The 25,978-nt window shown below is 47.6% G+C and carries 15 protein-coding genes, 1 tRNA gene and 3 rRNA genes; 8 read left to right on the plus strand and 11 right to left on the minus strand.

The window, feature by feature from the left end:
• Positions 1-9 precede the first annotated feature (9 nt).
• The 6 genes from ACOJUN_RS02390 to dacB form a co-directional block, all read right to left on the minus strand.
• Positions 10-723, minus strand: a complete 714-nt coding sequence (locus tag ACOJUN_RS02390; RefSeq protein WP_422135077.1) for a glycerophosphoryl diester phosphodiesterase — start codon at positions 721-723, stop codon at positions 10-12.
• Positions 724-1,128: 405 nt separating this feature from the next.
• Positions 1,129-1,204 (minus strand) — tRNA-His (locus tag ACOJUN_RS02395).
• 584 nt (positions 1,205-1,788) lie between these two features.
• Positions 1,789-1,904: ribosomal RNA gene (rrf, locus tag ACOJUN_RS02400) — 5S ribosomal RNA — on the minus strand.
• Between the two features lie 196 nt (positions 1,905-2,100).
• Positions 2,101-5,583 (minus strand): 23S ribosomal RNA (locus ACOJUN_RS02405).
• Positions 5,584-5,928: 345 nt separating this feature from the next.
• Positions 5,929-7,485: ribosomal RNA gene (locus ACOJUN_RS02410) — 16S ribosomal RNA — on the minus strand.
• Together the 16S, 23S and 5S rRNA genes form the textbook arrangement of a ribosomal RNA operon.
• Positions 7,486-8,090: 605 nt before the next feature.
• Entirely contained in the window at positions 8,091-9,497 is a 1,407-nt protein-coding gene (gene dacB / locus ACOJUN_RS02415) for a D-alanyl-D-alanine carboxypeptidase/D-alanyl-D-alanine endopeptidase (protein WP_422135078.1), read from the minus strand.
• Between the two features lie 447 nt (positions 9,498-9,944).
• Here dacB and ACOJUN_RS02420 point away from each other — a divergent pair, with 447 nt between their 5' ends.
• The 3 genes from ACOJUN_RS02420 to ACOJUN_RS02430 all read left to right on the plus strand — a co-directional run bounded on the left by ACOJUN_RS02420 (position 9,945) and on the right by ACOJUN_RS02430 (position 15,023).
• Positions 9,945-12,323, plus strand: coding sequence for a Lon protease family protein (locus tag ACOJUN_RS02420; protein WP_422135079.1), 2,379 nt, complete (start codon positions 9,945-9,947; stop codon positions 12,321-12,323).
• A 143-nt stretch (positions 12,324-12,466) separates the two neighbouring features.
• Entirely contained in the window at positions 12,467-14,125 is a 1,659-nt protein-coding gene (locus tag ACOJUN_RS02425) for a hypothetical protein (protein ID WP_422135080.1), read from the plus strand.
• A 259-nt stretch (positions 14,126-14,384) separates the two neighbouring features.
• Positions 14,385-15,023 carry a histidine phosphatase family protein gene (locus ACOJUN_RS02430; RefSeq protein WP_422135081.1) on the plus strand — a complete coding sequence of 213 codons (639 nt, stop codon included), beginning with the start codon at positions 14,385-14,387 and terminating at the stop codon, positions 15,021-15,023.
• Positions 15,024-15,063: 40 nt separating this feature from the next.
• Here the strand turns inward: ACOJUN_RS02430 and ACOJUN_RS02435 are convergent, their stop codons facing one another.
• Both ACOJUN_RS02435 and ACOJUN_RS02440 read right to left on the minus strand, forming a co-directional pair.
• Positions 15,064-15,231, minus strand: coding sequence for a DM13 domain-containing protein (locus ACOJUN_RS02435; RefSeq protein WP_422135082.1), 168 nt, complete (start codon positions 15,229-15,231; stop codon positions 15,064-15,066).
• A 158-nt stretch (positions 15,232-15,389) separates the two neighbouring features.
• On the minus strand, positions 15,390-15,890 hold the full coding sequence (locus tag ACOJUN_RS02440) for a cupin domain-containing protein (protein ID WP_422135083.1): 501 nt from the start codon (positions 15,888-15,890) through the stop codon (positions 15,390-15,392).
• A 435-nt stretch (positions 15,891-16,325) separates the two neighbouring features.
• Between ACOJUN_RS02440 and ACOJUN_RS02445 the strand changes: the two genes are divergently transcribed.
• Entirely contained in the window at positions 16,326-16,934 is a 609-nt protein-coding gene (locus ACOJUN_RS02445; RefSeq protein ID WP_422135084.1) for a hypothetical protein, read from the plus strand.
• Positions 16,935-17,278: 344 nt separating this feature from the next.
• Here ACOJUN_RS02445 and ACOJUN_RS02450 read toward each other — a convergent pair whose 3' ends face one another.
• On the minus strand, positions 17,279-18,589 hold the full coding sequence (locus ACOJUN_RS02450) for a WD40 repeat domain-containing protein (RefSeq protein ID WP_422135085.1): 1,311 nt from the start codon (positions 18,587-18,589) through the stop codon (positions 17,279-17,281).
• Between the two features lie 364 nt (positions 18,590-18,953).
• Between ACOJUN_RS02450 and ACOJUN_RS02455 the strand changes: the two genes are divergently transcribed.
• Both ACOJUN_RS02455 and ACOJUN_RS02460 read left to right on the plus strand, forming a co-directional pair.
• Positions 18,954-19,775: an HpcH/HpaI aldolase family protein gene (locus ACOJUN_RS02455; RefSeq protein WP_422135086.1), complete on the plus strand. Its 822-nt coding sequence runs from the start codon at positions 18,954-18,956 to the stop codon at positions 19,773-19,775.
• Positions 19,732-21,066: an FAD-dependent oxidoreductase gene (locus ACOJUN_RS02460; protein ID WP_422135087.1), complete on the plus strand. Its 1,335-nt coding sequence runs from the start codon at positions 19,732-19,734 to the stop codon at positions 21,064-21,066. The genes ACOJUN_RS02455 and ACOJUN_RS02460 overlap by 44 nt, the downstream gene beginning before the upstream one ends.
• A 75-nt stretch (positions 21,067-21,141) precedes the next feature.
• On the opposite strand, the gene amrS is transcribed toward ACOJUN_RS02460, so the two are convergent.
• A complete protein-coding gene (gene amrS / locus ACOJUN_RS02465; RefSeq protein WP_422135088.1) occupies positions 21,142-22,236 on the minus strand; it encodes an AmmeMemoRadiSam system radical SAM enzyme in 1,095 nt (364 codons plus the stop codon).
• A gap of 63 nt (positions 22,237-22,299) precedes the next feature.
• Between amrS and amrB the strand changes: the two genes are divergently transcribed.
• Together amrB and amrA are read left to right on the plus strand one after the other, a co-directional pair.
• Positions 22,300-23,079 carry an AmmeMemoRadiSam system protein B gene (gene amrB, locus ACOJUN_RS02470; protein WP_422135089.1) on the plus strand — a complete coding sequence of 260 codons (780 nt, stop codon included), beginning with the start codon at positions 22,300-22,302 and terminating at the stop codon, positions 23,077-23,079.
• A 63-nt stretch (positions 23,080-23,142) separates the two neighbouring features.
• Entirely contained in the window at positions 23,143-23,730 is a 588-nt protein-coding gene (gene amrA / locus ACOJUN_RS02475; protein ID WP_422135090.1) for an AmmeMemoRadiSam system protein A, read from the plus strand.
• Positions 23,731-23,802: 72 nt separating this feature from the next.
• Here the strand turns inward: amrA and glgX are convergent, their stop codons facing one another.
• Complete coding sequence (gene glgX / locus ACOJUN_RS02480) at positions 23,803-25,968, minus strand: glycogen debranching protein GlgX (RefSeq protein WP_422135091.1); 2,166 nt, start codon at positions 25,966-25,968, stop codon at positions 23,803-23,805.
• Between the last annotated feature and the right edge of the window lie 10 nt (positions 25,969-25,978).

Raw genomic sequence — 25,978 nt, forward strand, 5'->3', positions numbered from 1 at the left:
GGCACTCTGTCAAGCGATTAAAGCAGGATTATCCGAAAAGACGCCATCAACACCCCAGGCTCTTAATCGATCAGCCATATCCTTGTCGTTAACGGTATAGCAATACAGCTCATAACCTGCCGCTTTGATGTCATGCGCGTTTTTCTCTTTGAGTTTTTTGCCATTCAGATGAATCGTTTTGGCACCAACCTGTCTGGCTTTGTATTTCCAGTTTCGAGGCAGCGACTCGAAAAGACAACCAATCCTGCTGCCAGCTTTTGCCCGATACAGAACCAGAAGTTTATGATTAAAGCTCGATACCAACAGTTGATCCTCGGGGAAATCAGCTGCTTCTATGGCTGCAACCACCTCCTCAACCAAAAGCTTTAAATCGCAGCGATTGGGCTTCAACTCAAGATTCAGGCTCAGCTTCAGTTTCTTGATCAAAGCCAGTGTTTCAAGAAGTGTTGGCACCTTTTCACCGGCGAACGCCTCCGAGAACCAGCGTCCGGCATCCAGAGTAGCGACCTGAGCCAGATTCTTTCCCCTCAAATGCCCATTTCCTGAAGAAGTCCTGCTCATTGTTGGGTCATGAAACATCACTGCTGAGCCATCTCCCAGCAGTGTCACATCGAGCTCTATCCATTTCAGCCTCAAATCGGCCGCCTTCCGAATACCAGCCAGAGTATTCTCCGGAGCCAGAGCAGCTGCACCTCGATGCCCGATCACTGAGTCCATAATCATCTGCTTATCTCTTCAAAGCCCGCTGAATTACTCGTCTACTATTATGCTTGTTTTTGCGGCAAAAAAACCCCAGACACTAAAGCTCTGGCAGACTTCTGACACAATAATGCAGCCCTCTGATGACATCTTATGCCTTCAGCCCTTGAAGGCTTTTAACACAACGTTGTTGTTCGATCAGTGTCGGGAGCATTGATTGACCACCTGCCAAGCAGTCATCTTTCCTATGCTGAAGGCTTGAATGAAGCGAAAAGAAACGCTATCTCCTGACACATCGCTTGCAGAAGACTATGACAGAAAATACAGGATTTATCTTGAGCTGAGTGAAGATCAGCAGAAGTATTAGAAAATAATGAGTGCTAAGTTCAAAAAAAAGGCCTGACTTGATAGTCAGGCCTTTTTTAAAAGTGGGGTGGACGATGGGGTTCGAACCCACGACCACCGGAATCACAATCCGGGGCTCTACCAACTGAGCTACGCCCACCACTTCGTTGCTTCGAGGAAGAAATGCCATCCCTGAAGACGCGGCTGATTATAAGGAAAGCCGAGTTCCTTGCAAGCAAAAAATAGCACTTCTGGTAAAAACCGAAATCTTTTTGTTCTGTCGGCTTGAAATATTCCGGATACATGTTGCCCTTGTAAGCACCGCTACGAGAGACCTTTCATTCAGGCGCTTTTTTCTACCGTCATAATCAAACCCCAGTTAAAAGCAAAACATTAACCGGAGTTTTTGACGATGTCGATTAGGGGGATTTAGCGCTTATTTATCGCCGATGCCAGTGCGACTTTTCTCTGTGATGGGTATAAGGTCGCAAATCACTGAATAAAAAAAGCCCAACGAATTCGATCTTGGGCTTTTTTTTATTCAATGCCTGACAGTGACTGACTCTCACATGAGGAAGCCCCACACTACCATCGGTGGGGCCGCCGAGGTGGGGCCGCCCAGGTGGGGCCGCCCAGGTGGGGCCGCCCAGGCATGTGTCGTTTCACTTCTGTTCTGCCACACTCCTTTGCCCACAAAACAAAAACCCCGGTCAATCTCTCAACCGGGGTTCTGCTTTATTCAATGCCTGGCGATGACCTACTCTCACATGGGGAAGCCCCACACTACCATTGGCGATGTGTCGTTTCACTTCCGAGTTCGGGATGGGATCGGGTGGTTCCAACACTCTATGGTCACCAGGCAAAACTGGTTTGAACCGGAGGCTCAAAAGCTTTAAGGCTTTAAAGTTGATTTTGAAACCGGTTCTGGAATCCTGTCTAAATAAGCTTTCTCTTGCTTCACACTCTTTATGTATGGCTTGTCTTAAAACCTTACAGCCTTACAGCTTTAAAGCCTTAAAACCCGCAGCTTCGCTGCGCAAATCGCTTTGGCGTTATATGGTCAAGCCTCTCGAGTCATTAGTACGGGTTAGCTCAACGCCTCACAACGCTTACACACCCCGCCTATCAACGTCGTAGTCTTCAACGTCTCTTATGGGCCTTGCGGCCAGGGAAGTCTCATCTTGAAGGGGGCTTCCCGCTTAGATGCTTTCAGCGGTTATCCCGTCCGAACTTAGCTACCGGGCAATGCGTCTGGCGACACAACCCGAACACCAGTGGTTCGTCCACTCCGGTCCTCTCGTACTAGGAGCAGCTCTCCTCAAACTTCCAACGTCCACGGCAGATAGGGACCGAACTGTCTCACGACGTTCTAAACCCAGCTCGCGTACCACTTTAAATGGCGAACAGCCATACCCTTGGGACCGGCTTCAGCCCCAGGATGTGATGAGCCGACATCGAGGTGCCAAACACCGCCGTCGATGTGAACTCTTGGGCGGTATCAGCCTGTTATCCCCGGAGTACCTTTTATCCGTTGAGCGATGGCCCTTCCATTCAGAACCACCGGATCACTATGACCTACTTTCGTACCTGCTCGAGATGTTCCTCTCGCAGTCAAGCTGGCTTGTACCATTACACTAACCGCACGATGTCCGACCGTGCTTAGCCAACCTTCGTGCTCCTCCGTTACTCTTTGGGAGGAGACCGCCCCAGTCAAACTACCCACCACACAATGTCCCCGATCCTGCTAAAGGACCTGGGTTAGAACCTCAATATTGCCAGGGTGGTATTTCAAGGTTGGCTCCATGCAGACTGGCGTCCACACTTCAAAGCCTCCCACCTATCCTACACAAGCAACATCAAGATCCACTGTGAAGCTGTAGTAAAGGTTCACGGGGTCTTTCCGTCTAGCCGCGGATACACTGCATCTTAACAGCGATTTCAATTTCACTGAGTCCTGGGTGGAGACAGCGTGGCCATCGTTACGCCATTCGTGCAGGTCGGAACTTACCCGACAAGGAATTTCGCTACCTTAGGACCGTTATAGTTACGGCCGCCGTTTACCGGGGCTTCGATCAACCGCTTCTCTTGCGATAACAGCATCAATTAACCTTCCGGCACCGGGCAGGCGTCACACCGTATACGTCCACTTACGTGTTAGCACAGTGCTGTGTTTTTAATAAACAGTCGCAGCCACCTGGTATCTTCGACCCCCTTCAGCTTACGGAGCAAGTCCGGTCACCAAAAGGGGCGCACCTTCTCCCGAAGTTACGGTGCCATTTTGCCTAGTTCCTTCACCCAGGTTCTCTCAAGCGCCTTGGTATTCTCTACCTGACCACCTGTGTCGGTTTCGGGTACGGTCCCTTTTGACCTGAAGCTTAGAAGTTTTTCCTGGAAGCCTGGCATCAACCACTTCCCCACCTTGGTGGGTTCGTCATCAGTTCTCGGCTTTGTGAACCCGGATTTGCCTGAGTCCACAGCCTACGACCTTAAACAGGGACAACCATCGCCCTGCTGGCCTAGCCTTCTCCGTCACTCCATCGCAGTCAAAAGGGGTACAGGAATATTAACCTGTTTCCCATCGATTACGTCTTTCGACCTCACCTTAGGGGCCGACTCACCCTGCGCCGATTAGCGTTGCGCAGGAACCCTTGGTCTTCCGGCGAGGGAGCCTCTCACTCCCTTTATCGTTACTCATGTCAGCATTCGCACTTCTGATACCTCCAGCCCACCTTCCGGTGAACCTTCAACGGCTTACAGAACGCTCCTCTACCGGTTCAGTTGTCAGTTTGCAGTTGTCGGTTGTCAGTTTGAACTGAGTTATTTAAAACTCTTGTGCAAACTAACCAACATCTTACTGACTTGGTTGTATTCGGTTTTGAGGTCTTGCCATTGCTGATCGTCAATGTAATTGACGATCAAGGCAGTACCTTAACCAAACTCTCATTTCGTCAGATGATCCGATAGCCATCAATATGAACCTTCGAAACTCTGCTTTTGAGATGATCAGTTTCCCATGTCCTTCAGCAATATTTGCACAGATTCCTTTACTGGCTCTGCGCATCTGATCAGCAAGTCCATGCATTTGTTCAATTCTCGGAAATTCCAGCGAGAGCTTGTGAACTTTCAAAGAAAGCTTATAGGCCCGTTGAAATACTTCTAAATCTTCAAATCGCTGCATACTTACTTCTCATACTGCCAACTGACAACTGTAAACTGACAACTGAACCCCGTAGCTTCGGTGAATAGTTTGAGCCCCGTTACATCTTCCGCGCGAGCCGACTCGACCAGTGAGCTATTACGCTTTCTTTAAAGGGTGGCTGCTTCTAAGCCAACCTCCTGGCTGTCTGGGCCTTCTCACATCGTTTCCCACTTAACTATTACTTTGGGACCTTAGCTGACGGTCTGGGTTGTTTCCCTTTCCACGACGGACGTTAGCACCCGCCGTGTGTCTCCCGTGATTGCACTCATCGGTATTCGGAGTTTGCATGGGGTTGGTAAGCCGGGATGGCCCCCTAGCCCAAACAGTGCTCTACCCCCGATGGTGAGACACGAGGCGCTACCTAAATAGCTTTCGAGGAGAACCAGCTATCTCCGGGCTTGATTAGCCTTTCACTCCTATCCACAAGTCATCCCCTGGCTTTTCAACGACAGTGGGTTCGGTCCTCCAATCAGTGTTACCTGATCTTCAACCTGCTCATGGATAGATCGCCCGGTTTCGGGTCTATTCACTGCGACTGGACGCCCTGTTAAGACTCGCTTTCGCTACGGCTTCCCTATACGGTTAACCTTGCCACAGAAAATAAGTCGCTGACCCATTATACAAAAGGTACGCAGTCATCAGTGGCCAGTTGTCAGTTGTCGGTGGTCAGTTTTGTTCAGCGTCAATTTCAACACCTCTGCAAATCTGCCCGTATTTTCCAACTTGACGACCTGGTAATCAGTCATCTGCTGTCGCTTGCCTACTGGCAACTGACAACTGACAACTGACCACTGACTCCCACTGCTTGTACGTACACGGTTTCAGGTTCTGTTTCACTCCCCTCAACGGGGTTCTTTTCGCCTTTCCCTCACGGTACTTGTTCACTATCGGTCAGTCAGGAGTATTTAGCCTTGGAGGATGGTCCCCCCTTGTCTCCGAAAAGACGGTTCAGACAACATTTCACGTGTGCCGTCCTACTCGATTTCACAATCAATGGCTTTTCGCGTACGGGGCTATCACCCACTATGGCCACACTTTCCAGAGTGTTCCGCTAAACCAAAAATTGCTTAAGGGCTACTCCCCGTTCGCTCGCCGCTACTGGGGGAATCTCGGTTGATTTCTTTTCCTCCGGGTACTTAGATGTTTCAGTTCCCCGGGTTCGCCTCCTAAACCCTATGTATTCAGGTAAAGGATACTCACTTGTGTGAGTGGGTTTCCCCATTCGGACATTCCTGGATCAACGCCTGTTTATCGGCTCCCCAAGACTTTTCGCAGATTACCACGTCCTTCATCGCCTCTGACTGCCAAGGCATCCACCGTGTACGCTTAGTCACTTGACCATATAACCCAAAACGATCTCTTCGAGATCTCAGTTGTCAGTTGTCGGTGACCAGTGGTCAGTCGATTCGTGGCAACTGATGGTTATAGGCAATAACTACCTTTAACGATCTTCAGTAACCGGCAACTGTCAACTGACAACCGGCCACTGATACGCCCTACACTTGAGAGTGTCTCAGCAAGAATTTCATTAAAAGACTAATGCCTTTTAAATCAACTCAGCTTAATTTAAGTTTGGATTCCACATTGTTAAAGAACAAAACTAACAACTGACAACTGGTCACTGACCACTGTCAACTGATAATCAAACAATTCGTGTGAACGCTTATGGAAGGTCGGCCTTCGTTTAAGGAGGTGATCCAGCCCCAGGTTCCCCTAGGGCTACCTTGTTACGACTTCACCCCAGTCATGAATCACTCCGTGGTAACCGCTCTCCCGAAGGTTAAGCTAGCTACTTCTGGAGCAACCCACTCCCATGGTGTGACGGGCGGTGTGTACAAGGCCCGGGAACGTATTCACCGTGACATTCTGATTCACGATTACTAGCGATTCCGACTTCATGGAGTCGAGTTGCAGACTCCAATCCGGACTACGATGCACTTTCTCAGATTAGCTCCACCTCGCGGCTTGGCAACCGTCTGTATGCACCATTGTAGCACGTGTGTAGCCCTGGCCGTAAGGGCCATGATGACTTGACGTCGTCCCCACCTTCCTCCGGTTTGTCACCGGCAGTCTCCCCAGAGTGCCCACCCGAAGTGCTGGTAACTGAGGATAAGGGTTGCGCTCGTTGCGGGACTTAACCCAACATCTCACGACACGAGCTGACGACAGCCATGCAGCACCTGTCACTGCGTTCCCGAAGGCACCAAACTATCTCTAGTAAGTTCACAGGATGTCAAGGCCAGGTAAGGTTCTTCGCGTTGCTTCGAATTAAACCACATGCTCCACCGCTTGTGCGGGCCCCCGTCAATTCATTTGAGTTTTAACCTTGCGGCCGTACTCCCCAGGCGGTCTACTTATCGCGTTAGCTGCGTCACCAGAAATGCAAGATCCCCGACGACTAGTAGACATCGTTTACGGCGTGGACTACCAGGGTATCTAATCCTGTTTGCTCCCCACGCTTTCGTACCTCAGCGTCAGTGTCAGACCAGAGTGTCGCCTTCGCCACTGGTGTTCCTTCCTATATCTACGCATTTCACCGCTACACAGGAAATTCCACACTCCTCTTCCGCACTCTAGCTTGCCAGTTTTGGGTGCCGTTCCCAGGTTGAGCCCGGGGCTTTCACATCCAACTTAACAAGCCGCCTACGCACGCTTTACGCCCAGTAATTCCGATTAACGCTCGCACCCTCCGTATTACCGCGGCTGCTGGCACGGAGTTAGCCGGTGCTTCTTCTGCGAGTAACGTCACAGCTCAAGGGTATTAACCTTGAACCTTTCCTCCTCGCTGAAAGTGCTTTACAACCCTAGGGCCTTCTTCACACACGCGGCATGGCTGCATCAGGCTTGCGCCCATTGTGCAATATTCCCCACTGCTGCCTCCCGTAGGAGTCTGGGCCGTGTCTCAGTCCCAGTGTGGCTGATCATCCTCTCAGACCAGCTACGGATCGTCGCCTTGGTAGGCCTTTACCCCACCAACCAGCTAATCCGACGCAGGCTCATCCGATAGCGCAAGGTTCCGAAGAGTCCCCTGCTTTCCCCCCTCTTCCGAAAAAGAGTAGGACGTATGCGGTATTAATCCGGATTTCTCCGGGCTATCCCCCACTACCGGGCAGATTCCTACGTGTTACGCACCCGTCCGCCGCTCGTCATCTTCCAGCAAGCTGGAAATGTTACCGCCCGACTTGCATGTGTTAGGCCTGCCGCCAGCGTTCAATCTGAGCCATGATCAAACTCTTCAGTTTAAATCGTTTTGCTTCCTGTCCGAAAACAGTCCGCTGCTCAATCATTTGCAATTAAACGTACATGAAACTCTTTATGAGAAGATAAATTCTCATAGAATTTAAGGGTATGTTCGCTTGCTTGATCAGCATTTAAATCATTTCAGAGCAAAGCTCTGTTGACCGATGCTATTCACACAAGCGCCCACACGAATTGTCTGATAATTTGTTAAAGAACTGGATTAAAACAAGAAGGTTTTAACCGGCTGAACCAGCGGTCAGCGCTGTTCAGCGAGGCGCTCATCTTACCTTGGCGCTGGTTGTTGTCAAGCACCTGTTTTTCAAGCCACTTTTCAACTTGCCGGGACCGCATTCGTTCACTCAGTGAGCGTTGCGTTTCTGTCTCAGCGGCGGTGCATTCTACGCTGTTCGATACAATTGTCAATCACCGTTTTAAACGTTGTTGCAATGGATCGTTGCGTGCCCGTTAAGAGCCATGCACCATTCAGTGGAGGCGCATTATAATTGCGGGATCAAAGATAGCAACAACGGCAAACACCTACCGCAGACAACAATGACTCACTCATGGATAATGGAAGCCACTTCGAAAGGGGGGGGGAAAGCATGATTCAGACCTTTCCTTCCTTGGACAAAGCTTTTAGAAATGAACGACGGAAAACTCTGATGTCTTTGCGAAAAGCTTTCATTTGTTCACGACTGGCTGGTAGAGGAGGCATCAGACCATTAAGGATCACAGCAAACACCAAGGGCTTTCCATCAGGCTGGAATACATAACCAGCCACACTGCTGACGCCACTCATATAACCGGTTTTGAACCACATTTCCTTACGATCACGAGCGCTCAGCCAAGGACTTTTTTCCCCCCATCGTGACCAACCAAACATCAGCACATCAACCAGGGTCGACGCACTGATAAAGTTGTATCGGGAAAGCCCGGAACCGTCTACCAACCTGCTGGTTCGAAAACCAACACCTTTGCCTCCCAGAACTTCCCGCGCTGTTTCAATACCTGAGGCATAAGATCCCGGCTTGCCAGAGGTTTCGTAACCTACTGTTTTCAGAATGCTGTCAGAGTACAGGTTGTCAGAATTCTTTAACACCGGTTTGAGTAGCTGCGGTAAAAACTCGGATCTATGTTCTGCCAGAACAAAAGGCAAATCCATCCCGGGACGACCCACAATGACTCTGCCTTTTAATTCGACACCCTTTTTTTGCAGCCGATCTTTCACATACCGCTTAACCGTTCTCTCTACATTGTTCACAGAAAAAGCGAGGCGAACAGGCGATGATTTGGGGCTGATACAGCCCTGTAGACGGTACTCCTTATCCCTTGAGGGGCGAACTTCAAGACGGCAATTTTCTTCAGAATGGGTGCGTACCTGATTATCAATGGCCAGAAACCAGTCTGGCTGATCGTATTGGATGGACGTTCTGGAACCTTCTTTTTTGCCTGGTTTCAGCCAGCCGTAGAAACAGTTCCGGTCCAGAATCATGGCGGCTGCCGGTGCTGCAAAACAGATGTTCAGATCATCCCAGCTGACGCCACCAGCGCGGTCATAGCCTGTAAAGACAGCTCCATCCAGCCAGAGGTCTCCATGAATAGATTTGACCCCCCGCTTTTTCAGCTGGCCAACAAGCTCATCCAGATGTTTCCGTCTCAAAGAGGGATCACCACTGAACACAAGAGCTACGGGCCCATTAACAATACCTTTTCGGATAGGTCGGTCGCGGGTTACGAGCTGGGTAGTGTATTGAAATTTATCGCCCAGAACCTCATAAGCCAGTGTGGCCGTCACTACTTTCAGAACGCTGGCAGGCACCAGATTGTGATGAGCCCCCTGTTCAAAAACAACCCGGCCACTGGCAGGGTCTTTGACCTGAATGGAGTGAACACTACCCGGTGGTAACCCCCCTACCAGTTTCTGCAACTCTTTAACCAGCTGCGGTGAAGCCTGAGCACTGTGAAATGAAAAAATAAAAAAAACTGTTAGCAGGCATGACAGAAATCTCAACATGATGACCTCAATTTCCTGGCAACCTCAGAGGACCTTCGCAAAGATGCATACACAAACGATATAAAACTTACGTACTACATTTTGTTCTGAAGCAATCCCACACTTTTACTCAATGTCACTTCAACGATCGACACTGAACATCTCATCATTTAAGTTAACGCTATTACTCAGAAAATTAGAAGCAAGTTCTTGTAACAAATAACCGCTAAAAAAGCCGCTTTTATCCTCCAACCTCAATTGGCAACAGAATTCATGACAGTTAGATAAAAAAAGCATTATGCTATCCGTACGGGTTATCCAAAGAGACTGATGACCTGGCAGCCTACCGGCTAATGGTTTTTCCGGCAGGTTAAGAATCCATCAAAGCAGAGCGGCTTATGATTGATCCTATGGTGCTCTGCGACGTAGAAATGACCCAGAGAACTCATTAGTTAACGGCAGGCCTTAGTGAAAAAGCTTAAACTTTCAACCAGTCAACTCATTGCGAAACAGCCGGTCAAAGAACTTGGGTTCAAGTCCACCGACGATCTTGAGAAATATGCGGGTATCCTCGGCCAGGAAAGAGCAACCAGTGCCATTCAATTCGGCGTAGCAATGCACCGAACGGGCTACAACATCTATGTGATGGGGGAGTCCGGTACAGGCAGGATGTCCTACCTGAGAAAATATCTGGAATCTGAAGCCAAGCTCCAGACGCCACCTGACGACTGGATTTATATCAATAACTTCGACACTCCTCGTGAACCAAAGATTTTGACGCTTCCCGCAGGAGCGGGCGAGCCTTTGCAGAAAGATTTTGATCAGTTTGTTGACAGTCTCATGCTGACCTTTCCGGCAGCGTTTGAAAACCCGACCTATCAGCAAAAGAAAAGCGTTATTGAGCGTGATTTCAACCGAAGCTATGACCACGCCATTGATCAGATTGAACAGGAAGCCCTGAAACGGAACATTGCCTTGTTTCGCGAAGCGGGTTCCCTCAGCTTTACCCCTATGCATGAGGGTAAGGCGATGGACGAAACCGAATTTGCCCAGCTCCCGGATAAAAAACGGTCCAAATTCAATAAAGACATCAGTGAACTGGAATCAATACTGAACGACTCACTGGTTGAACTTCCGCAATGGAAAAGGGAATCCAACGAGAAACTACAAAAGCTCAATCAGGAAACCATTGACCAGGCCCTGGAACCTCTGCTCAAACCCCTGAATAAAAAGTACAACAATCAGAAGTCGGTGCTGGGGTATCTTGAGGCCGTTAAAAATCACCTGCACCGCACCGTTATTGATATTCTTGCTGATGACCGCAACATGGAGTCCAAGGATGACTCAAGCAAACGACAGTCACTGGTTGAACTCTATGCACCCAACCTGCTGATTGGCCATTCTGCCAGCGGTGCTGCACCCGTCGTGTATGAGTCTCACCCTAACTACAAGAACCTGTTTGGTCGTATTGAATACGCCAGCGAGATGGGTGCCCTGGTGACCAATTACCGACAGATTTGCCCTGGTTCTCTGCATAAAGCCAATGGTGGCTACTTGTTGCTGGACGCTAACAAGTTGCTGGAAGAACCTTTTGTCTGGGAAGCACTAAAAAGAGCCCTGAAACAGAAAGAGCTGACTATTGAATCTCCGTACTCAGAGATGGGGCTGCTCAACACCATTACCCTGAACCCGGAGTCCATCCCTCTCAACATCAAGATCATCCTTGTCGGTTCCAGAGATATTTATTACCTCTTGCAACAGCTTGATCCGGATTTCCACGAAATATTCAGAGTTCTGGTCGATTTTGATGACCGGATTACACGAGACAGGGAATCGGTACATGCTTTTGCCCAACTGTTAAAAAACCGTGCAGATGATGAAAACTACCCGGCCCTGACGGCTGCGGCCGTTGCCCGCCTCGTCGAACACAGTTCGAGAATGGCTGAACACCAGGGTGAGATGTCTGCCAGGATAGGCGATCTGTTCGACCTGCTGGCAGAAGCAGACTTCATTCGTCGTATGAGCCGTGGCCGCAAGATCAACAACGAACATATTGACCGGGCCCTGGCCGCCAAGTCTGAGCGCACCGGACGTGTCAGCCAACAGATTCTCGACGAGATGATTGAAGGCAGCATCCTGATCGATACCAAAGGAGAAAAGATCGGCAAGATCAACGGGCTCACTGTCATGTCTATCGGGGATACCAGCTTTGGTTCTGCAGCCAGAATTACGGCAGCCGTCTACCCGGGATCCCAGGGGATTGTCGATATTGAACGGGAAGTCTCTCTGGGTCAGGCCATTCATTCAAAGGGGGTTATGATCCTGACTGGCTATCTGGGCAGCAAATACGCCCAGAAATTCCCTCTGGCTATCTCGGCCAGCCTGACCATGGAGCAATCCTACGGTTATATTGATGGTGACAGCGCCACTCTGGCTGAACTTTGCTGCCTGGTGTCCGCTCTGACCAATACGCCTATCAAACAGGGTTTTGCCGTCACCGGCTCCATGAACCAGCATGGGGAAGTTCAGGCAATTGGCGGTGTTAATGAAAAGATTGAGGGCTTCTTTGATCTTTGTAACGCCCGTGGCCTGACAGGTGAGCAGGGCGTCATTATCCCTGCCACCAACCTCCGAAACCTGATGCTCCACCAGAAAGTGGTCGATGCTGTAAAAGCAGGCAATTTCAGTGTTTATGCAGTCAATCATGCTGACGAAGCCATGGAGCTTCTGACCGGTTGCAAGCCTGGCACACTGAACAGTCGTGGTCAGTACACAAAAGACTCCATCAATTACAAAGTTCTGGAGCGCCTGAAAGAAATTTCTGAACTCTCCAAGGAAGGCAGCTGACGCCAATCGCGCTTGACCGACTTTAGCTGGTCAAGCGCGAGAATCATCGTGCCTTATCCTCGAAAACTTGCGCATAATTTGGATGGATAGATATAGCTACGGCGTCTAGGCTTCCCTTCTAAATTTCTTTGGAAGTTCAGAACATGATTAATCAGCAGTGTTTGTTGACCCGATTCATCGCCCCAGTATTCCTGTTACAAACTCTGATTCAACAGCTCGAAGCGTCGACTCAATCTCCAACGGTCTCCTCTTCTACACCCCTTACGATAGTCGACTGCGACTCTCTGCTTGACCCCAAGCCCCTCCTCTCAGAGCATTCGACGGTGCTTCAGCAACGGCTAAAAATGGATTCAGCACTTGTTAACAAACGACAGTGTACTATTCTCAGTGCCAAACCGACCGAGAATTTAAATGAGTTGATAGAACGGATACCTGAGAACACTGTTATACTGCTCTCCTCTGAAATGGTCATGCCAATGACACCCTCTCCATCGGATAGCTCTTTACATACGACAGCACCTGTTGTAACTCCGGTTGAATACTTTATTAGCAGTGCAATACGTTTGAAAAACGGTCAGGACATTATTGGAGCAGCCGAAAATGGTTTTGATATCATCATCAGGGATCGACCGGGATATAAAGACAAATATATGGTCAGGATCGGAACCACTGACAATTTCCAGCCTGGTGAAACAAAAAACAGCAATATAAAACACGTTAATTTTCAGCCAGACCGAGAGAATAACCACCCCTCAATTGACTCCATTGTTTTTGCAGAGTGCTACAACCGGAAACTGATTTTAGAAGGGAACATTTTTCATCTTCCCATCCGTGCCGCAGTTGTCCTTGACTGCAGAAAATCTCTGGATGCGTCTGCCAATGGTGAGATCCGGGGTCCGGGCTTGCAGTTCTCTGTCAACCTGATCACAGGTGAAAAATACAGCACGATTAACAACCACTATTTCCCACATTTAATTCCGGATCATGGGATATTTATTAATCTTCCCGAGATCAGCAACCAGTCAGAGCCATTAGTTGTCAAGTCGAACAGTTTCATCGGCAATATGGCAGAAGCGGGTGAGTTTAGAATAGCATCTGGAAGCAGCATGGATATTATCAGCAACGAAGTCGACATTTCCAATGTCGGCTTCAGTCGTCACGACCCTGCTCGCAAAGGTGGTTTTGTTCTTACCGGAGATATCGAAGGTTCCGAAATAATCAAAGCAGGACTTCCACGTTTTTACATGATTGCAAATCATATCGGTGTAACATGGACAGCTATAACCATTTGGGGAGGGCTTGAACTGAACCTGGTTTGTAACCATCTGCAAGCAGTCAATCCATGGTGGCAACCCCTGAAACCATTCAGCCTGAAAGCAGTTCACAAATCACTGGAAGATCTTGGCGAACAAAAACTGTCAGAACATAAAGTACGAGAACTGTGCGAAAGACCTGTGAGTTCCAGCATTGTCATGTCAACCCCCACACGCAACCCGATGGTGAATACATGGTCTGCTATCAACGGTTCCACTCTTTCTGCCTGCAGAGGACTGTTCAACCTTGAAGGCAAGCTATTCTTTGACACAGAAATCTGCCAGCCAGTCGCCCCACCCTATGATTCCGGAGCAAGCTCAAACCCCGGTACAAAAATAGCCCAGGATAAAAGCGCACTCAATAGTTCATCTGCGAGAGCCACTGCTGTTATCTTTGCTTTGAATGCTACTGCTACCTTTGTTTTGAATGCTGTTATTATCGTTACTTTGGATTTCGCGGTCTGTCTGACCGCAATCTTGGCTCTGTAACCTGAATTCAATCGTCTCTGCGATTTCAGAGCAGGGGCGATGGAGTCTGAACTGCGTCAGTATAGAAAACAGCAAGCTACTTATACCTATTCTTTAGTGCACCACGCCCAAACCCGACAAGTGGCATTTCTCTATCCATGTGCGCTTCCGTCATAAATCCGTAATATATGTGGCTTACTCTGCGTTGATTAACACTGTTTTGGAGAGGCGGTGATTCGATACATTACCTCTCTCAAAGAATTGTCGCACAACACCTTATATGCTTAAAAAGACATTGATTGCCCTGGCTGGTCTGACCGTTTCAGCGTCAGCAGCCTGGTCCTTTCTGCAGCCTGAGCCCACTGTTAGCCTGGCTGAAAATGATAAAAGACTGTTTGATCTACAGGTTCACTGGGTTCAAGGTAATGTCGTTGCACTGGTCAGACACGCTGAACGCTGTGATCGCTCCGACAACCTGTGTCTTGATGGGGAAACCGGTATCACCGTTCCCGGCAAGGCAGAGGCTATTGCCGTCGGCCAGAAATTTAATCACTTACCCGAGCAAACAACCATCGTCTACAACAGCCCTGTCAAACGAACCCACCAGACTGCTGACCTGATGTTTGGTGAGGAAGCGACCATTACTCAAAACTGGCTTCGTGAAGGCTGTAAAGAGAACCTTTATAGCGATATTTTCAAATACAAGGAAGAAGGCAAAAACCTGATTCTGGTGACCCATAGCACCTGTATCGACAAGTTAGGTGAAGCCCAGAACGATGATCTCGTGGTCATGGACATACACGACAAGTCTACATACAACGCAACCATCTTCCTTGCGGTCAATAAAGAAGAAAAAAATGCCCACACCCTGGGTTATCTTTTTGCCGATGAATGGGACGAGGCGTTTAACGAGAGTTAAGCCATGAATTTTGCCGGACTTCAACAAGTCCGGCTCCATTCTATCGATACCTGGCCGCAGTGATAAACTCGCCAAAGGTCTCACACCAAACGACAACAGTATTGTATGAATTGATATTGATATTGATATTCGAGGGGACAGTTACATTGACATCCTCCCCGCCGTGAAGAGGGTGTCGCAAAAGGGTATGGTCAGCAGGATATATCAAGATCGTCGTTCCCGCGCAGGCGGGAACCCACCACGAACAGTGGATCTCCGCCTTCGCGGAGATGACGGTTTGAAGCTTGAAGCGTTTTAATTGACCTTTTGCGACACCCTCTCAAAGTACGGGGTTTTACGCTCATTCGATAAATGTTTTCATAGCTTTTACCGTGTCAATCGCTCAATCAGAACAGCATGCTCAGGGAAGCTATTCAACAGCTGCTCAGCTGAAGGCATTTCAAAGTCCGCAAAGTCAAAGCCCGGAGCAACGGTACAACCAGAAAGAACGTACGAAGAAGGATCACTTACCTCTACCGCAAAAAAACAGCCTGCAGGTACTATAAACTGTGGAACTTCACCATCCAGAATGGTGCGTCCGAGCCTTGCAGTGGAATAGCTTCCTTCCGGATCAATAATATGGATAATCAATGATGCACCGTCATAGAAATGCCAGACTTCATCTTGCTGAATTCGATGAAACGCGGAAAAATCCTTACCCTCCAACAAATAATAAATAGCCGTCGAAAAGTTTCGTTCTCCTGAAAACCGATCCGGCAGACTACCATGGGCTAATACTTCATCAGAGCGATAAGTTTCCCGAAAAAAGCCGCCTTCCGGATGAGGCTCAAGCGACAGCGTTTCAATCCAGCCGTTCGCATCCTTCACTGTATGCACCTCCCTTTGATGGAAAGCTTTATAGTGAGTCAACCAGAACAATTCGTAAAGTCAAAACGCTTTCACTTTTCAGAGGCGGCGCCGCACGACTGCATGGATGCAGGAGCTAGAGCAACGCAGGAGCAGTTGCCGACGACTGCATGGATGCAGGAGCTAGAGCAACGCAGGAGCAGTTGCCGACGACTGCATGGATGCAGGAGCTAGAGCAACGCAGGAGCAGTTGCCGCGTAGGACAGTCTATTCCCGGTCAGCCTCCTGAAATACCAGGCAGAGGCTTAGTTAAAGACAGAATTTGAATTAATCAGGGAAAGTTTAACTGCGCTCACCACCCTTGCTGCAAGCGCTATGTTTTCCAACAGTCTGCAAAAATAATAAAAAAGTGCTACGTTTCGGGGGTAGTTTTCGAAGTCACTAAACCTGAATCACATGAAAAATCACAGAGCAACTTTAATATGTCGAATTATTTTTATTATTTCTGTTTTTTATTCATATAATGCCAATGCATCACTCAACAGTGCGGTCAATAGCTTAATCTCCCTTATTGACGAGATAAGATTAAAACAACATCAATTAAATCAATCAGACACACCTATTTCTTCTGATTTAGAGTTAAATAACAATATTGCATTAATGAGGATATATCACGCATCATTACTTGCCAGACAGAAACCAGGCACAGCGTCTTCAAAAGACATCTTTATAGAAGAAACAAAAAAACAAATTTTTCGTCCCCTCCCTGATGCTTATGCTCAATTTATCATGCAAGTTTTAACTGGGCTAATGTCGTCTGGTGAAGGGGGGAGTTACTTTACATTTCATGGGCATAAAGAAAAATATGGTATTCCACAATCTGAACTTTTTTTTGAAATAGACAGCTTCAATGACGAAGAAATCTCCGAAAAAACAAAAGAACACTTATCAAAAATTTACGAATCATTAAAAAATGATCAGTTTTTTTTAACAACATGCACTAATTTTGACTTAGAAAGTGAGTATAAAACAACTATTGAATTAATAAGCACAGCATTACATTAACATTTAAAATTCAACAAAATATAAGTATCACCTCTAGGAGCCTGACCGAGAATAGACTGCCCTACTGCGGCGGCAGCAAATTGGTCTGAAAATCCGCTTTTGTTCGTCAAATAGCTCGCTATTCTCCTCACAAAACCGAATTTTCATCCTCAATTTTCTGCCGTCCTCGCTACGGGCGCTATTCTCGGTCAGGCTCCTAGGGCGGATTCAAGAGAGAAGAAAAAACCATCATGTTACTGAATAGGTTAATCTGATAAATGAGAGCCACTGATTTTGACAGTTGTTAATGAAATACAACTCAGCCACCAGCTGGCTCTCATATCATTTTTACGATCGAGCCGTCGTTACTTACAGTGGCCGAAAATAGTGCACATTGAGTACTCAGTAGTCAAGTTGGATGGTTCAGGTGTTGTGGATTTATTGACCAGGTTAACTTCTTCTTGGTTAACTTCGTCAGAATTGTCTTCGACCGGATTAATTTCGTATAACCAGATTTTTCCCTCAACCCCGGCCACCGCCATCAACTCACCGTCAGGACTGAAGCTGACGCTATTAACTGTTGATTTTGGATCTTTGATAGAATGTTCTATGGACCACCCATATCCCTGTTTCGATAAAACACTAACATATCCGGAGCCATCATTAATGTCGCTTCCACCTACGACCAAAAGAGACCCATCATTATTGAATGCCATACTGGTTGTGAAACTAGTATCCAGGTAGACAATATCCTGATTGAACATACTGTTGCCGGAACAGGGTGAGTATTCTTCAGATATCATAGGAGTGAAAGACGTTTGATACGGATCTCCTGGTTGACAAGTTCTATTATCTATAAACCTGATTCCACCGAAAGCAGTTGGGGCTGCCAATAAATAACCATCTGGACTCGAAGCGAAACCTCGATAAAACCTTCGTTTTTTCATTTTGGAAGTTTTCACAACTTCACTGGTTGCAAATTCATCGTTTGAATGAAAAGTTTTTATCTGAGAGAAAGTCTTGACAGCCAGTATGTTTTTATCGGAAGTAAAAGTCATTTCAACTGGCTCAATATTATTAATCGTACCAGTGTGCAGAAAATCACCCTTCAAACTGTACACTTTTACATCATGACTGCGTGCAACCGCAAATAATGAACCATCGGAGTTGAAAGAAAAAGGTGGATTCGGGCGAAAATTATCATCAAGCTCATGCACATGCTTGAGTATAAAACCTTTATGGGCATCATAAAATCTGATGACCTTCTCGTTCGTAGATACCGCCAACAATGAACCATCGGGGCTAAATACGGCATTGACTTTATCAAAATTTTCACCAGATGGAATACGAATATATAAACGAATCAATGTATCCTTTTGTAATAGTTGTACATGAGCGGTATTCGAAATATGCTTATGTTTGCACGATACTCCAGCTGCCAGCCAGGAAGCGTCATGATTCCATGAAGTTGAGTGCACGTTACACATAGAGCTCTGACCATCATAGGGATTCACGAACTCAGCGGGAGGATTCGCGTTCATTTCAAGGGCCAATTCAATATCCACTTTTTTTGGTGGCTCCTGCGCAGACGTGTCAGCATTAAGTCCTGTAATAGCGACGCAGGACAGTCCAGCCAGCACTGAACAGTTAATCATTTTTCTCCAATAAGACTTCATAATAAGTTTCTCCATTTCGTTTTAATAAAAAATCCATTTAATCAGGACTCCTTAATTATTTGACCAAGAAACTACAGGTAAGTTCCTTCATTTTCCGAATGATTTTTATTAGAAATTCAAGAATATTGACCATGCAATACGTTTTAACAGGAATTAAAAATCCAGAAGGAGTACAACCGGTTGCTTAAGTACTTACAGGTCATTTTGGCTCATGGTTTCGTGACAGGACAGTGATTGACGCATCCCTGCCAACAACGAATGAAGACGGAATCAGGAATCGGGATTCAGGACCTGAAATCGCGAATTTGGAAAATTCTGTCAATGCTGCCTAGAATTTCAGGATGTCTGAATACAGGACTCTCTGATGCGCAAAAATCTAACGTTATTGAGCTTAAGACAGGGTAAGTTTGCCATCGGAACCTGGCTACAAATGAACAGTTTTCATGCAGCCCGGTTGCTCGCTGGCCAAGGCTTCTTCCACTGGCTACTGCTTGACCTGGAACACACGCCTTACGACTATCCCACTGCCGCCATCATCATGTCGACCATATCTGATATCAGTGACGGGCGTATTACCCCTCTTGTCAGAGTACCGGTTGGCTCCATTGAACATATTAAAAGCGCTCTGGATTGTGGTGCACAGGGCATTATCGTGCCAATGATAAATACCGCTGATGACGTTAAACGAGCAGTCGCCTATGCCCGCTTTCCTCCTGATGGCAAAAGAGGTGGAGGTGGCTTGGCCCCACACCTGGGTTTTGGCGTCAATCGCCCACAATATCTGAGTGCAGCCAACCAGGAGATTCTTGTCGGAATCCAGATAGAAACGAAAGAATCCATTGATAACCTCGACGAAATATTAGATGTGCCTGGTGTAGATCTTTTTTTCATCGGTCCAAATGACTTACACATGTCCCTTGGATTACCCGCCAGGTTCTGGAGTGATGAGCCCACTTTTGTCAGTGCTACCGAGAAAGTCATCAAAGGTTGTAAGAAACGCAATATCCCGGTGGGAACGTTATGCCGTGAAGCATCCCAGGTCAAAGAAAGGATGCAGGATGGGTTGACATTTCTGGGCATGGGCAGTGATGCTCATTTCATGTTAACGTTTGCCGGTCAACAATACGGCCAGCTAAATAACCTTGAAGAACCAGCAGAGACCTGGTGTAACAGCGTTAACCTTTGAGCCTGACCCCATGCTTACCTGTCGCACGCTACATGCTCCTGACAAACAGGATGTTGTCATAGTCGGTGCTGGCCCCGTTGGACTATTGGCAGCAAAATTTTTGGCTGAGTTGGGATTTTTTGTACATGTACTGGAAAAGAATATCAACACCGAAACTACTAATAATTGCAGAACCATCAATTTGTCAATTTCACCAAGAGGTCTCAAAGCACTGAGAGCAGCAGGGCTGGAAACGGAATTCAAAGATATTGCGTTACCGATGGACAGTCGAGCCACTCATCGGAAAGGCAGACCCATAAGTTTGACAAAATACGGAAAAAATTCCTGGTTCAACTATTCAGTAGAAAGAAGTCAATTGCATAAATTATTATTAAAATCAGCGAAAGAGACTCGCAATGTATCAATATTTTTAAATAGTGAGTGCATCAATATTGATAATTCACAAAAAAAGAATAATGTGACTTATATTCAGGCTGGCAAGAAAAATACCCTTGAAGCTGATGCCGTCATCGGTGCAGATGGTGCAAAATCCATAACTCGTAGTTTGATGGCAAAAAGAAACTCTTTTAAACACCAATTTTCATTAATAGATTCTACTTATAAAGAAATTACCATCAAAGAAAAAAACAATTCCTGGGCCATTGATCCAGGTGCCATCCACATTTGGCCTCGCAAGGACTTTTTTATGATTGCGCTTCCCAATTTAAACCACTCCTTCAGAGCTAATTTATTTCTACCCTCAATGGGGAAAATCAGTTTTTCATCCCTCGATTCACCCAAAAAGATTGAAGATTTTTTAAAAGCACAGTTTCCTGACATTTACCCATTCATCAAAGAATCCGGGAGTGAGATATTGGAGAAACAGCAAGGATATGTGTTTAAAGCAGAGTGTGACCGTTATGTTTTTAGAAATAACATTTTATTGATCGGTGATGCTGCACATGCCATCGTTCCTTTTATGGGGCAAGGAGTCAATCTTGGCTTTGAAGATTGCCAATTCTTATTTGATACTCTGAAAAAATACAGCAATAACCTCGATCAAACATTTCAAAAGTTTAACGATGACCGACAGCCTGAAGGATTTGCTGCCAATGTACTCTCGGAACGTAACTACCAAGAGCTGACTGACGCAAAAACCTCCCTATTTAACCTGACCGTAAAAGCAGTCATACCAATTATTAGAAGGCTGTTTCCATCACTGTTACCCCCCCCAGCCATTACCATGGTCAATTTCTTAGATCTCTCATATAGCGAAGTGTTAAAAAAAATCAACCAACGTCATTTCTTTTAGCGGCTATTTCTGAGAAGCCCGCCCGCAAGGTATGACTGCTAAAGGAGGATCACAAACCACTGTCTTATAAAGAGTTCAGGACTTCATTCTCACAGGAATTCTTTTGCTCCCCCAGTCACCGGGCAGCTCTTCAAAAACACCGGCCACCTTTTCACCGCATTGATGGCAGCAACCCGACTTCAGGTTCCAGACACCCATCTGATACCAATCTCGCTCAATCAACAATTGCCCGCAGTTATGACACCAGGTACTCCCCCCCTGACTGTCGTGTACATTGCCGGTGTAGGCATAACGAATGCCTTTTTTGATCGCGATATTTCTTGCCCTGGTAAGGGTATCAGCGGGTGTGTGAGTGTGCTCCATCATTTTCCAGTCAGGATGAAATGCGGTGAAATGTACAGGCACATCAACACCCAGATGTTCAACGATCCATTCACACATACTGTTAAGCTCATGATCAGAATCATTCTCTCCGGGAATCAGCAGAGTGGTTATTTCAAACCATACCTTTGTCTCATGCTTTAGATACTTCAGAGTCTCCAGCACGGGCTGCAAAGACCCGCCACAAATCTTTTTATAGAAAGACTCAGTGAATGCTTTCAGGTCAATATTGGCTGCATCCATACATTCAAAGAAGGCTTCTCTGGGGGCTTCACAGATATAACCGGCACTGACGGCGACAGAGCGGATACCCTGCTCATGAGCGGCAAGCGCAACATCTCTGGCATACTCCAGAAAAATAACCGGGTCGTTGTAGGTAAAAGCCAGACTTCTGCAGCCCGTTGCCAACGCAGCCTGAGCCAGCTGTCCGGGCATGGCCTGATCGGCCAGAGTATCCATTTCCCTGGACTTGCTCATATCCCAGTTCTGGCAAAACTTGCAGGCAAGATTGCAACCTGCCGTGCCAAATGACAACACCGGAGTGCCGGGTAAAAAGTGGTTCAGTGGCTTCTTTTCTATGGGGTCAATGCAAAAACCGCTGGAGCGCCCGTAACTGGTCAACACAATCTGATCCTGATGCCGGGCTCTGACAAAGCAAAGCCCCTGCTGGCCTTCTCTTAACTTGCAGGCTCTGGGGCAGACATCACACTGAATTCGACCATCTTCGAGACTGTGCCAGTACCCAGTGGGAAAATAGTCAGGTGGAGATTGACGAATTCCATTCATCATCACAGTGCCTCGCTCGGTTCGCTGACTATAATTATAGGGCCGTTCATCCGGGGGGTAAGCTCAATGAATATTCGACAACCCGCTGTGTCTGGTGTTTTCTATCCCGACCAGCCAGAACTGCTGAAAACCGTTGTCAATAATCTGATGTCCGAAGCCACTGAGAGAGAACTGTCGCCTAAAGTCCTGATCGTACCTCATGCCGGATACGTCTACTCCGGAGCTGTTGCCGCATCCGGCTACAAACAGTTGAAGACCTACCGCAGCAAGATTAAAAGAGTGGTATTGCTGGGTCCTTCTCATCAGGTTGCGTTTGAAGGGATAGCCCTTCCGGACTGTGAAGCCTACTCAACCCCCATGGGAGATATTCCGCTGGATACCGATATAATCAAAAGTCTGAGTCGGTTCAATCAGGTACATACTCTGGATGCAGCTCATGCCAATGAGCACAGTCTGGAAGTCCAGTGCCCCTTTCTGCAGAGCACCCTGGACAATTTCACGCTGATTCCTCTGGTCGTGGGTGATGCCTCCCCCTTCGCCGTTGCCGAGGTTATAGACTTTCTCTGGGGCGGCGATGAAACCCTGATTGTCATCAGCTCAGACCTCAGTCACTATCTCAGCTACGAAGAAGCCAACCAGCGTGACAGTCTGACGACCAAAGCAATAGAACAAATGAGCGGGTGTCTGACCGGAGGACAGGCCTGCGGCAGCTATCCTCTCAACGGTATGCTGAAAATAGCCCAGCGCAGAGGCATGGAAGTCGTGACTCTGGATGTCCGAAACTCCGGCGATACGGCCGGTGATAAAAAACGGGTCGTCGGATATGGAGCCTATGTTATCCAGTAAAAATTGCTCGAGTCGATATTACCAGATGTGCACTTATTTACTGTTCAAGAGACTGGCCATAACATGAAAGGATCGAGTCAGATGGATCTGAATCTCACAGAACTGGATAAAAAAAACCTGTTACGTCTGGCCAGACACACTATTGCCAAAATCTGCATTGACGGTGAACCACCCAAACTTGATTTAACTCAGTTTCCAACAACATTGCAGGTCCATCTTGCTTCATTTGTGACGCTTCAAAAGTTTGGCGAACTCAGAGGCTGTATCGGCACACTGATTCCTCAAAAACCCCTGATAGAAGATATCGCATACAATGCTTTTGCCAGTGCGTTCAGAGACCAGCGTTTTTTTCCTGTCACCGAAAATGAGCTGGCCGATCTGCGTATTGAAATATCTATCCTGACGCCCATGACGGCTATGAAGATTGAAACTGAAGAAGATCTTCTGGCGCAGTTACGCCCGGGAATTGATGGCCTGTTGATCCAGGGAGATCATCACAAGGCCACGTTCCTTCCCCAGGTATGGGAACAACTGACCGAACCTGACCGGTTTCTCCTTCACCTCAAACACAAAGCCGGACTTCAGCCTCATGAGTGGCCCGCAGATATGGAGTGTTTTTCTTATCAATGTCTCAAATTCAAAGAAGATTAAAACAACAAAAAGAGGATCATAATCATGTGAGCAAAACGAGAATACAGGAGCCATCCCTGCCTCTATCAAAAGTCACCGTCGCTCTTCAATAACCACCAGTGAATTTGCTTCCATCTCAACCCAGCCCCGGGTAAGCAAGGCTTCCCTGGAAAAAGGTGATTCCGAACCAGTATCCAAAAGGCGGGTCCAGTACTTATGGGGTTCGACCTGAGGCAAAGTCACTTTTCTGGACTGCGCTTCATTATTGATCAAAATGTAGAGGTTTTTTTCATCCTCAGAGGTGACCACTGAACTCAGCTTGATACAGAGACAACCCCCACCCAGTTCTCCCAGTTGTGCTTCCGTCAGCTTACTGCCATCCGGCGAATACCAGGCCGTAGCTTTACGACCACCGGCACCACCCAGCAAGAAGTGAGTCTTACGAAAGGATATCAGCTGCCGGACAAATGACTGTAAAACAGCACCATCATCTTCACTGCCCTGCATCCAGCTCCAGTCCAGCCAGGATAAGGGTGAGTCCTGACAGTAGGCATTATTATTACCCTGCTGGCTGTTACCGAACTCATCTCCGGCCATCAACATTGGCGTTCCCCGGGAAAGCATCAGTGTTGCCAGCATGTTTTTTCGAGCCCTCAACCTTCTCGCTTTGATATAGTGATCTTCCGTTTCTCCCTCTACGCCATAATTCCGCGAAAAGTTGTGCTGGTCACCATCCCTGTTCTCCTCGCCATTGGCATGGTTATGACGCTCCTCGAAGGAACAGAGGTCGTTGAGGGTAAAGCCATCGTGGCTGCAAATGTAGTTGATACTGGCTAATGGACGACGTTTACCAAATACATCTTCAGAACCGGTTATCCGCCAGCCCATCTCTGCCAGCCTTCCCCCATCGCCACGCCAATAAGCTCGTGTACTGTCCCTGAAACGATCACTCCACTCCTGCCACGCCTGTGGGAATCCGGACAGTCGATAACCTTCGGGGCCAATATCCCAGGGTTCTGCAATTAATTTAGTGCGGGAAATAACCGGGTCTTGATGTACAGCGCGGAAAAAGGCGCTGTCAAAGCGGAACGCTCGATGCTGTCTGGCAAGTGCAGGAGCCAGGTCAAAGCGGAAACCATCAACCTGATATTCTTCTGCCCAAAGACGCAACGCATCCATGGTCAGCTTCAGGGTCTGGGGACTGTCAAAATTCAGAGTGTTGCCACAACCCGTATAGTTGACGGCAGACAGACGACCATTATGATTGTCCATCAGATAGTAATCACGTTCTGCCAGGCCACGCATACTCAAGCTGGGACCCCCATAACCTGATTCACAGGTGTGGTTGTAAACCACATCCATAATAACCTCGATACCCGCCCTGTGCAGCTCACGAATCATAGTCTTCATTTCAGTGACCGGGTCCTTGATCGCCAGTGAAGGTTCCGGAGCCATCATACAGAGAGGGTTATATCCCCAGTAATTCCTGAGTCCCATATTTTCAAGGCGTTCTTCATTGACCATAGAGGTCACCGGAAGCAACTCAATTGCGTTGACTCCCAACCTTTTGAGGTAGTCAATCACACTGGGATGGCATAGCCCCAGATAAGTGCCTCTCAATGCTTCCGGTACGTCCGGATGCTGCTGTGTAAACCCTTTTACATGCAGTTCATAAACGATACTGTCGGCTCTGGAAATAGCTGGCTTCTGAACGGACTGCCAGTCGAAAGTCTGTTCTCTCACAACACTTCGTGGCATCAAGGCGGCACTGTCCAGCTCACTCTTGAGCCACTGTTCAGCACTGTTTGCCGATGAAAAACGCTTTACCCTGTAAGTATTGTCTTCAGAGGGGGTATGCCACTGGTAGTCAAATAACGCTTCTGACCACTGGACCTTTCCCCGCACTTCGCGGCTATAAGGGTCCATCAATAGTTTGTGACTGTTAAACCGGGGAGAAATAGAAGGCGACCAGGCTCCTTCGGCACGAAAGCCATAACGCTGACCGACCTCAATACCTTTTACCAAAAGATGCCACACCCCCTGATCAGAAGGCATCATTGCCAGCCTTTCTTCCTCATCATTCTGGCTGAACAGGCAAAGGTAGAGTTGACTGGCATCAGGGGCATAGACGGCAAAGTTAACACCTGTTGCTTCATGGTCAGCTGTTGGCAGGAAATCATCATTTACCCTTGTTGCCCCTTGCAGCTCGGGACACCCCGCAGAAACAGAAATATCTGTCATCACAATCGTTTTTTTCACTCACGGCTGT

Source organism: Endozoicomonas sp. ALD040 (assembly GCF_049275945.1).
Taxonomy (GTDB): domain Bacteria; phylum Pseudomonadota; class Gammaproteobacteria; order Pseudomonadales; family Endozoicomonadaceae; genus Endozoicomonas_A.